The organism is Priestia sp. SB1 (assembly GCF_038898415.1).
In genome coordinates this window covers 1-9,790 of record NZ_JBBJSS010000026.1, presented here as the reverse complement: position 1 = coordinate 9,790, position 9,790 = coordinate 1, and the positions used below count along the sequence as shown (strand labels likewise).

Here is a 9,790-nt window from a genome sequence, read left to right as displayed (position 1 = left end):
AACGCGATGTTTAATTCGCGTGCTAGTTGTGAGTCTTTGCGCTTCTCTACTTTTTCAACTTCATTCCATAAACGGTTACGATCTTTCATCCATTCTGGCGCATTAGTAGGAGTCAGAATCATGGTTTCTGGTTGCACATTACGAGTATAAAAATTTTGCTCGTCCGTGCGTTCATCATGTAGTTTTTCGCCACTGCGATAAGCAGCTGCAGCTACAGCTGATTGTCCTTTTGAACGGCCGATAATTTGCATCGACAGATGGTAAATAGCCATGATTGATTCCTCCTTTCTTGTAAATGGATTTTTGTTTTTGGAATAAGTTGATGAGAGCACAAAGTGCGCTAATCAACGTTTTTGATGAAAGCATCATTATGAACACCAAAGGTGTCAGATGGTGCTTTCATCTTTGCCGATAGGCAAACAGGTTTTATGTAATTCGCCATCTAGGCGAATGGATCTTTGGTTTTGTCTTTTCGTTCCGAAGGAACCGCACACATTGGTACAATGTATAAGTGCGCCTTTATCTCTTCGATCTAAGGGAATTATACCATATACTGGTGAGAGAATCTATGCTAAAGATACCAATTTATCTCAATTTTTGATATAATCGATTTAAACATTAGAGAGTATAAAAAGGAGATGAGGATGGGTGACGAAGAAGCGAACAGATGAGGAAATTCTTCAGGAGTTAGAAGAGAAAATTGAAAAGATGAAAGCGAAGAAACAACAGGTTGAAGCGCGTAAAAAGGAAAAAGAGAGAAAAGAAAGAACAAGACGACTAATTCAAGTCGGCGCGATTTTTGAGAAATACTTTGAGATTCAAAGTGAAGAAGAAGCAGAAAAAATTGCGAAGGCATTACAATCTTATGTAGGTAAAAACAAAGATAAGATTTTACATCATGATGTAGTTGTAAAAGAAAAAACTAAAGCAGCAGCCGAAGTAGCTGTTTCTGAAGAATAAGGATCCGTAGAAGCCTATGATGAAATGTTCATATTGTGATTCAGAAAATAATCTTAAGGATGAAGCATGTTCTGTTTGTGGAGCACCTTTAGACATAAAGCGTCCTCAACTCAAAGAATATGTGAGTTTACAAGATTCAGCTTTATCATTCCAGGAGCTTAAAGGTTTTCATACGTATGATTTGTTAATCTTGCTTAGATTGGTTCGAGAAGAGCGTTCAAAAAGCTACAATTTGATGAGAACGGTTCAGAAAGCGCCAGAAGGAGCTGAGATTGATAAAAGTGTAATAGAGTTTGGAGAAAGTGAATATCGGCTTTATACGGCTCGTATGAAGCTCATAGAGGGTCTTTTGATAGATCGTATGGGGTACAAGCCTAAGCGAGTGGATGATAAGCTGCTTGCAGCATTAAAACATCGAATGGAGTCGAAATAGGCTTGCATTCATGAAAGATTTGGTAGAAAATTAGACATAAGAAAAAGCCCTCAAGTTTTCGCGGACCGGAGGACTTCTTCTTAAAAACTATTAACGAAGGAATTAACCTTCAGTTATTTATATTTTCGTACTTATATCATAACATACGTTGGTTAATTCCTTCCACAAAAATCGGGGGAATTAAATTGAAAAAAGCATTGGAACAAGCAGAAAAAAATGCGCGAATAAGAGATTCTAAGATTGAAGAAATAATTGGTGAGGCAGAAGTTGGTCTTTCAGCAGAGCAGCAAAAGATGTTACTACAGATTTTACATAAAACTACTGGAGACGATTATTTTATTGCTAAAAAAAGAAAGAAAAATGATGGGGTGAAATTTGTGCAAATTATTACTGAAAACCTCAATTATTTGTGTGAAATCGGTTATTTAACTAGTGCTGAAAAAGCATTTTTATTAGATATTTCAAGATATTTAGAGATAAAATCAAATGTAATTATTGAAAAAGCAGAAGTAGAACATGAAGAGATAACAGTTAACGCTGCAACTCCCACATATTTAGCGAAAGCTTTAGGTAAATCTAGAGCACCATTATCAGTCATTATGAATGATCTTTTGAAAAAAGGTATTTTAGGAGTAGCAGAAGCCGGTATTACCACAGAAGAAGGACGTAATTGTACTTCTCGAACTTGGTTTGTTAATCCGAATATTTTATGTTGTGGTCCTAAAGATAAAATTGATAGAGCTACTCAACAAATATTTCGAAGATCTTTAAAGAATTTCACTGTTGGAGATACTAAGAAAAAACACAACTTACCAATTTATTTATTTTAGAAATGCTCTTGCATTTCTTTTTTTTGTTTTTTTTACATTTTTTAGGTGTTAGTTTTTTCTAACACAGGTGTTAGAAAAAACTAACACCTAACCTCTTATAAACCTTGATATAATAGTATTCTTGTACTTACCCCTTCTCACTCTATATAAATAGCAATTCGCTTATAGAATTGCAAGAGTCTTTTTAAATTTTTTTCGTTAGAAAAAATATAAAGCCTTAAGGCTTTTATAGCCGCCTTAAGGCGGCCGAAAGTTATTTAAGAATTTTTATTCTCCATTGCTTTAATTCTCATAATAGTCGTTAATCTCGCCATTTCTCTTAAATAACAGTACTCACATATCTTTTCATTTGAAAATTTGAATGCCAATGTATGAATCTTTTTTAATTCTTCTTTTTTTGATCCTGGAAACTTCATAGCACCTTTCCTAATTCTTCGTAACATTGCTTTATCAATATCTTCAATTTCATCGTTGCAAATTCCACATATTTTTATAACGGCCACATCCTTTTCAATAATTTTCACTTATGTATGTATTAATGATAACAATAATGGCCGCCCTTTTTATATTGTAGTTAACTATGAAAGTATTTTATGATTAAGAAGAACGGCGTTCTTAGTACTAGAACGCTAAGCGCTACTCTAGAGAACGCTTGACTAAATGGATGTAAAACCTTTTTAAATAAACGATTTGATGTTTTGAAGGATATATTTTACTTACTTAGAAGATGTAATACTATTAGTTATTGATTTATTTTGACGAACGTGAGCAGAACGGTAAGATTAAGAAATTGGAGGGGTAGTGCATGGATAAATATGATAAAGCTTATACTCCTAAAGAGATAAATTCAATATTAGAAGTATCAGAAAGCACAGGAAGAAAATGGTGTCTAGCTTTAGAGAAAAAAGGTTATATATTTATTAGAAATGATAGAAATCAGCGTTTATTTACTGAGCATGATCTTGATGCTTTGAAAAAGTTTCAATTATTATTAAAAGAAACAAATATGCCATTGGATAACGCCTCGGATATTATAATATCAATGTTTGGAAATGGTGCGTTCGAGGAACGAACGGTATCCGTTCGTGAGGACACCAAAGAAGAACGCCGTTCTTTAGAGCGTTCGGATGAAACTATAGATACCCTTATTAAACACATTCAAAAACAAGAAGAATATATGGAGAGACAAGAATTATTTAATCAAAACTTGTTGAAACGCTTAGAAGAACAAGAAAAGTATATATTGTCTCGCCTTGAAGATAGGGATCAAGTGCTTACTACTTCTCTTAGAGAACTACATCAAACCCAGAAAGCTATAGCAGCATCCCAAGAAAAAAAGTGGTGGGAATTTTGGAAATAAAAAAGACAGCAAGAATCTGCTGTCTTTTTTATTTATGGCTTGTCCTTTTTTTCAATAAGAATTTGAAGTAGTTCTGTAATTTTATCCAATTTAGTTTCAATTCGAACAAGTAGATAGAAAGTTAAAGCAATGGGAAAGCCCAGTTCTTTTATGAAACTAACGAGATCTATATAACATACCTCCTTCATTTAGAAGATATATCATAATATGCGATTTCTAAGTATTTGTTCGTAGGGTATATATCCATTTTTAATACAAAAGTCCTTTATGAAATAAAAAAGAGCAACCCGGCCATTGGCCAACGGGGTTGCTCTTTTAGTAAGGGTTCATCAATATGGGATGAACGATTATCGGACTTGAAATATACCATAACATGCTTTAAAATGCTATTTTTTGGGTGTAAAGCATATGAATAAAAGGTGCGCTTTTTATTCATTCGTTTGGGTTATGCCCTAGTATGAAACCCTTACGCGTCAAGGATGTATAAAAAGCTGCATAATCGATAAAGAGGACCCTTTTGAGAACCTTTGCCTCCCAAGGGTTCTCTTTTTTAATGTGTTCCGGAAAGAGACATTATGTTAACTATCGATGTATATAATATTCATACTTTGTCTTATTTAATAATGAAATAATTAGAAATATAATTATCGACTGAAAAACCTATTTAAGAAGTCATGGTAGAGCTAGAAGAAAAGCATAGTATTAAAATTTAGCTTAGTTTTTAGATTCTACAAGCAATGTTTAAAAAAGGTTGTAGATATACTTTTATAAGATGCTATCCAGTAAAAAAGCTTTTAAGAAATGTCCTTCTTAAAAGCTTTTTTATTACTTAAAATTATAATTGTATATCGTTTAGATTTAATAATTATTTAAAATTTTGTTTTACATCGTGTTTTATCTCTAAAAATTTATTTAATATTTGTTCATTGCTAGTTAACACTTCATAATCTTCAATTTGATGGTAGGTTAGGGTACTATTATCTTTTTCATTATTTGAAATCAACTTTGTTATTTTTTTGTTATTTGTTGGATATTTTCCGTAATATGTTGAGACTGGGACATAAGTGATCTCTTCTTTCCCTTTGTACTTGTAGTTATCTGGAACTTTTATTCTTTTTAAGAAAAGTACATATTGATTTTTAGTTTTCATGATATTATATCCTGATTGGACAATGTAGGTATCAAAATTAAAATATGTAGGTTCAAAGATATACAAAGAATCTTTTAATTTTTGATTAGAATCGTTTTTATATATATCTTGAATCTGTATTTCAGTAAGTATAGATTGATTTAACATTTTCCTGTTGGTGTTTACAGTTCCTTTAATAATTAAATCAGATTTATTAATTAAATCTTTTAAATTAGTTATGTTGTTTTGAAAATAAGTTTTAGTAAACTCATCTTCTTCGGATATAGACACGTTGCTTTCTTCAAACTTTTTGGAGATGTTATCTATATGTACATCATTAATAAATGATTTTTTGATTATTATACCTAAAGATACTGACCCTATTAAAACTAACATGATGACTAGATACAATGTTTTAATACTTCGTTTCATAATGTCTCCTCTTCATTAACTTAATTCTTCGATTCTTCCTTCATTCATCTTAAATTTCTTATCTGATAGTATAGTGATATCTTCTTTATTATGGCTAGAGATTAATATAGTAGCTCCTCTTTGTTTTTCTTCTAATAGAATTTTGTGAACAAGTTTAACTCCATCTTCATCTAAAGCATTTGTGGGCTCATCTAATACAAGTAAATCAGGAGATTCCATAATAGCTTGAGCTATGGCAAGTCTCTGTTTCATTCCTAATGAGTATTTTTTGTAAGAGAGATTATCATTTGAATTTAACCCTACTTTATCAATACTATTTTTAATATGCTGATCTGTAACAATTTTTTTAATTCCAGCTAAGTTTTTCAGATTTTCGTAACCAGTTAAATAATCCCAGAAGCCTGGTGACTCTATAATAACACCTAAATTTTTAGGGAACGAAATATCTTTATGAAGAATATTACCATCAACTTTGATTTCTCCGGAAGTTGGTTTAATAAGCCCACAAATGGCTCGGAATAACATAGTTTTTCCTGAACCATTTCGACCTAAAAATCCATAAATTTTTCCCTTTTCTAAAGATAAATTTATATTATTCAATATGTCATTCCCTTTTACGTTCTTACATAGATTTTTAATTTCAATATAACTCATTTTTATTTACTCTCCTCTATTTATATAATGTCCATTCTTTTAAGTTTATGTAGAACTATAAAGATGATAATAAAAGATAAACTTAATATATAAAGAATAGAATGTGTAATATAGAAACCATCAATGTAATCATTAATAATAGAGTATTTATGATTAATAATGTTAATATTATGCCAAGTTAGAATAGAATGAACTGATGGTAACAATCTAATAAAAAATATAGAACTATTAGGTAATTCATAAGTAGCACCAAATAATAGCATAGAAAATATATGTAAAAATATAGTTATTATGTAAGAGTATGTAGAATTTAAAAAGATAGACAAACTATTAGTTAATAGTAATAAGAAATAATTAAATACTATTACTAAAATGTATAAATATAGGATTATTATTAAATCACTATAACTATCTATTCTTAACCCTTTCAGTATCCCTACTATTGATACACATAGAAATAAAATTAAGTAATATATACATACATTAATAAAAAGTTGTTTCAAGTTATTGAGAACCCACTTCGTTCTATTTTCTGTTCTTGTAAAGATATAAACAGAGTAACGATGAAAATTCTTTGGAAGATAATCACCAAAGAGATGTATTAAATACATTTGAGGTAATAAAAAAATAAACAAAGGTACTATATATTTAATACTTGGTATATCCAAACTTCCATATGAGAATAAAAATAATAAATTAATATCATTATTGTTTAAATCTGGTCTTTCTAAGAATCGAGTATTATATATGCTTACAAACATTCCAATTAAGAAAATATAAGCAAAATTTGTCTTGAAGTCATTATAAATATTATTATTTTTGAACAACTTGTTAGTTCCTCCAATACAAATCTTTATTTTTAATGATGAAGTAACTCAAGCTAACTGTGATGATATGAATACAAAGGAGAATAGGAATAATTGTAACCATATTAGAAATTACAGTTTTAATTTCTTTTAGATTTGTTAAAAACATGTATTCAGGTAAAGAATATATATTTTTAATAAAAAAGCTATTTAATGAAAAAGGTGTAAAAGTTAGTAAAAAGATAACAATGAAAGCAAAATTTCTATTCCTAATTATGTAAGTCAAAATCTGATAGATATTACTTAATAGACTAAACCCTATGAATTGTAGAACTATACCGGAAAGAATGTACACAATAAAGTTCAGATTGATATGAAAAAAAGCTCCTTTAATTATCAAGTTAATAATGAATAAAATGTTTAATAATAAAGTAAATACAATAGAAAAAAGAATCTGAGACAATAATTTATCTTTCCACCATGTTTTAAGGTTTTTATACCTTAAGAACACTTTATATTGATTAAAAAATTTGAAAAAGAAATTATCTATTAAAATAAGAAAACAAGGAACTATTATGAATAAAAGAAATAATGGATTAAAGGATACTTTATAAAATGTTAGTAATAATTTTTCACTTTTCTCTTTATTATCAATTAAGTTGTAATTAATAGTTCCAATTGTTTTATAGTATATAAGCGCAAAAAAAAGAAGTACTGTTATATAAAACGTTTGAGTCTTAAGATTCTTTCTTAATAAATTTAGTGACATTTGATATATATTTCTCCTTAATTTTCTAATCTTCTAGTTCCCATTCACTCTTTATTCCTTTTGTAATAAGAATGTAAAATGAAATAAATAATAGTACAACTATCCATACTATCATTTGAATGAAATTACCTTCGTGGCCTGGATTTAACTGATTAAAAAGAGAAAATTCATTTAAACCAAGTATCGGTAACCCAATATTTATAACGATATAAATAATAAAAATAGACATGATTCCTATGATACGATTTTTGTTTAGGCATAGAAAATATACAGAATAAGTGACTAAGCTTATAAGTCCTGCAAATAGGCTAATAATAAAAATAAAAGTAAGGTTATAGAATAAGGGTGATTCTAGTCTTAGTAAATCGAATAAAGCTTTATTATTAAAATTCTGCAAACCAATGTCATAAGGTGGTAAAGAAGAGTTATTATCAAATCCATTTAAAGGAAAAGTTATAAAGCATAGTAATTGATTGATGAGTAGCCCTATAAAAAAGACCATAAAAGTCATAATAAAAGTAACAATATATTTTGCTATCAGGTAAGTTTTTTTATCTGACCTAGTTAAAATATTTTTATAGACTCCCATCCTATAATCTATAAAAAAGGAATCTGAAAAAACTGTAGCTGCTACTAAGGGAATTATAAATAGTAGGGTGTTTCTAAATGGATTTGCATAGACCCCTTGCAAAATTGTAGTCTCATAAGCTGATCGTATAAATCTCATATTACTTTCATAAAAAGGTATAGATTCAGCAATAAAAGCAGCAACAGAAAGCAAAATTAAAAAAGATAAAACAAAATGTATTTCTTTTCTTTTCATACAGCTTTTTAATTCTAGTTTTAATACATTAATCATACAGGTCCATATCCTTTCGGAAAATAAAATAGTTGTTATATTCAAAAAAAGAATATATAGCCAAAAAGTCACAGGGTACTATTTAAATAGTACCCTGTGACATTAATTGTTAGACTGCATACTTTATTAGAATGGATATTATCTGAAATCTACTTGACCTGCAGCGAATGCATTGTCTTTTGACCAATCGTCATTTTCCATACCTAGTCTTGCTTGATATCCTTTAGATTTGCCACTACTAAAATTAATTTGTACAATGCTTCCTACTTTCTGATCATATTTACCAGAAATAGCATTTTTGTCAGTGTTTGCTGCCCAGAAGTTTGCCTTAGATGTCTTTGAGAGATTTTCAAGTTTATTTTTAATAAAGTCATCACCAGTTTGTTTTGTGTGAGCGCTAGTATAATTGTTTCCTGAGTATGCTGGAAGTGTGTAACCAACATAACCAGTATAAGCAGCACTTGCTGCTGTTGGAACTATAACTGATAATGCTATAGCACCAGTTAATAAAGATTTTTTTAACATAATATTACCCCCAAAGTATGTATTTTACATTTGTTGTATGCAGAGCCAAGTAATAACATATTACATTCGTAACTATCAATCAATCAAAATAATGAATTTTTTTCAAAAAAAGGTACAATATTACTATAAATATACATAATAATGTAATTTTTAAATATTATACCTTTATATCAAAAATTTTTAAGAAATTAATGGACAAAGCTAGCATATTAGATGCACTTAACTTATTGCTTAGCCACAAATACTCTACGTAACATAAAAAAAACTTCTAGTTATGAACTAGAAGTTTTTTTCAATTTAGGGCGAGATATTGATAGGAAATATCTTATATAGGGTGCTCAAAATATTTATAACTATTCACTACTAATATGAATTACTTTTTTTATTGGTCCTGGTCAAATAATCTGTAAACAAGATAGTAGCAAAGGGAAAAGAAGAAACAATAAAGAATACTAGAAACGCCTTAAATATTTTGGGGTTTATGTACATAAAATACACCTTTGAAAAATGACATAAATGTAAAAAGCTATTTGGGGAAGAGATAGCTTTTTACTGATAAACAAATCGGGGTTTAAAAGGAGCCTAGAAAGACTTCTAAATTAGTTTAATCTCTTTGCGGTATTCTATACGTTTAAATTACAAGAGACTTTCTATTCCAATTTATCGTTAACAAATGGCGTAGTCATCAGTAGATTTTCGAACAGTAATGAACCTTTATATGGGGATAAGCATATGATAATTCTATGCAAATAGTATTATTTACGCTATTTGCATACTCATATAAAAGCAAATAACCCCCAAATCGGTCCATTTGGGAGTCGTCTGCTAGTTCAATTCACAAAAGGGAGCATGTTGAGTCCTTTTTTTAATTAATATGCTTGTCCATTAGTATGTATGATTATTTAGTACAAAAGTCTTGTAAACATTATGTACATACACCATATTTCCCGCATATGATGGTAGTGTGACACGAATATTTCATTAAATTAGTACGCTCCTTAGACATGTCCCTATTGGTCAGAGTATCGTTTAA

Annotated in this window: 11 protein-coding genes; 4 read left to right on the top strand and 7 right to left on the bottom strand. The window is 29.4% G+C overall.

Annotation, left to right across the window (positions count from 1 at the left end; all coding sequences use genetic code 11):
- Positions 1–332: MobA/MobL family protein (locus WKH56_RS34790; protein ID WP_342837813.1), on the bottom strand; the 332-nt coding region annotated here is incomplete at its 3' end.
- 316 nt (positions 333–648) lie between these two features.
- Between WKH56_RS34790 and WKH56_RS34785 the strand changes: the two genes are divergently transcribed.
- The 3 genes from WKH56_RS34785 to WKH56_RS34775 all read left to right on the top strand — a co-directional run bounded on the left by WKH56_RS34785 (position 649) and on the right by WKH56_RS34775 (position 2,223).
- Positions 649–960: a hypothetical protein gene (locus WKH56_RS34785; protein WP_342837811.1), complete on the top strand. Its 312-nt coding sequence runs from the start codon at positions 649–651 to the stop codon at positions 958–960.
- 16 nt (positions 961–976) lie between these two features.
- The gene (locus WKH56_RS34780; RefSeq protein WP_342837810.1) at positions 977–1,393 is read left to right on the top strand and encodes a hypothetical protein; all 417 of its coding nucleotides are present in this window, start codon (positions 977–979) and stop codon (positions 1,391–1,393) included.
- A gap of 185 nt (positions 1,394–1,578) precedes the next feature.
- On the top strand, positions 1,579–2,223 hold the full coding sequence (locus tag WKH56_RS34775; RefSeq protein WP_342837809.1) for a MarR family transcriptional regulator: 645 nt from the start codon (positions 1,579–1,581) through the stop codon (positions 2,221–2,223).
- A gap of 257 nt (positions 2,224–2,480) precedes the next feature.
- On the opposite strand, the gene WKH56_RS34770 is transcribed toward WKH56_RS34775, so the two are convergent.
- Positions 2,481–2,747 carry a hypothetical protein gene (locus tag WKH56_RS34770; RefSeq protein ID WP_342837808.1) on the bottom strand — a complete coding sequence of 89 codons (267 nt, stop codon included), beginning with the start codon at positions 2,745–2,747 and terminating at the stop codon, positions 2,481–2,483.
- A gap of 281 nt (positions 2,748–3,028) precedes the next feature.
- Here WKH56_RS34770 and WKH56_RS34765 point away from each other — a divergent pair, with 281 nt between their 5' ends.
- Positions 3,029–3,583: a DUF3967 domain-containing protein gene (locus tag WKH56_RS34765; protein ID WP_342837806.1), complete on the top strand. Its 555-nt coding sequence runs from the start codon at positions 3,029–3,031 to the stop codon at positions 3,581–3,583.
- Positions 3,584–3,615: 32 nt separating this feature from the next.
- On the opposite strand, the gene WKH56_RS34760 is transcribed toward WKH56_RS34765, so the two are convergent.
- The 5 genes from WKH56_RS34760 to WKH56_RS34740 form a co-directional block, all read right to left on the bottom strand.
- On the bottom strand, positions 3,616–3,771 hold the full coding sequence (locus tag WKH56_RS34760) for a YvrJ family protein (RefSeq protein ID WP_080968617.1): 156 nt from the start codon (positions 3,769–3,771) through the stop codon (positions 3,616–3,618).
- Positions 3,772–4,448: 677 nt separating this feature from the next.
- Positions 4,449–5,144 (bottom strand): hypothetical protein, encoded by a 696-nt coding sequence (locus WKH56_RS34755; protein WP_048022306.1) that lies wholly within the window; start codon positions 5,142–5,144, stop codon positions 4,449–4,451.
- A gap of 15 nt (positions 5,145–5,159) precedes the next feature.
- Entirely contained in the window at positions 5,160–5,798 is a 639-nt protein-coding gene (locus WKH56_RS34750; RefSeq protein ID WP_048022308.1) for an ATP-binding cassette domain-containing protein, read from the bottom strand.
- Positions 5,799–7,398: 1,600 nt separating this feature from the next.
- Positions 7,399–8,232, bottom strand: a complete 834-nt coding sequence (locus tag WKH56_RS34745) for a hypothetical protein (RefSeq protein WP_048022314.1) — start codon at positions 8,230–8,232, stop codon at positions 7,399–7,401.
- Between the two features lie 138 nt (positions 8,233–8,370).
- A complete protein-coding gene (locus tag WKH56_RS34740; protein WP_048022316.1) occupies positions 8,371–8,757 on the bottom strand; it encodes a hypothetical protein in 387 nt (128 codons plus the stop codon).
- Positions 8,758–9,790 lie beyond the last annotated feature (1,033 nt).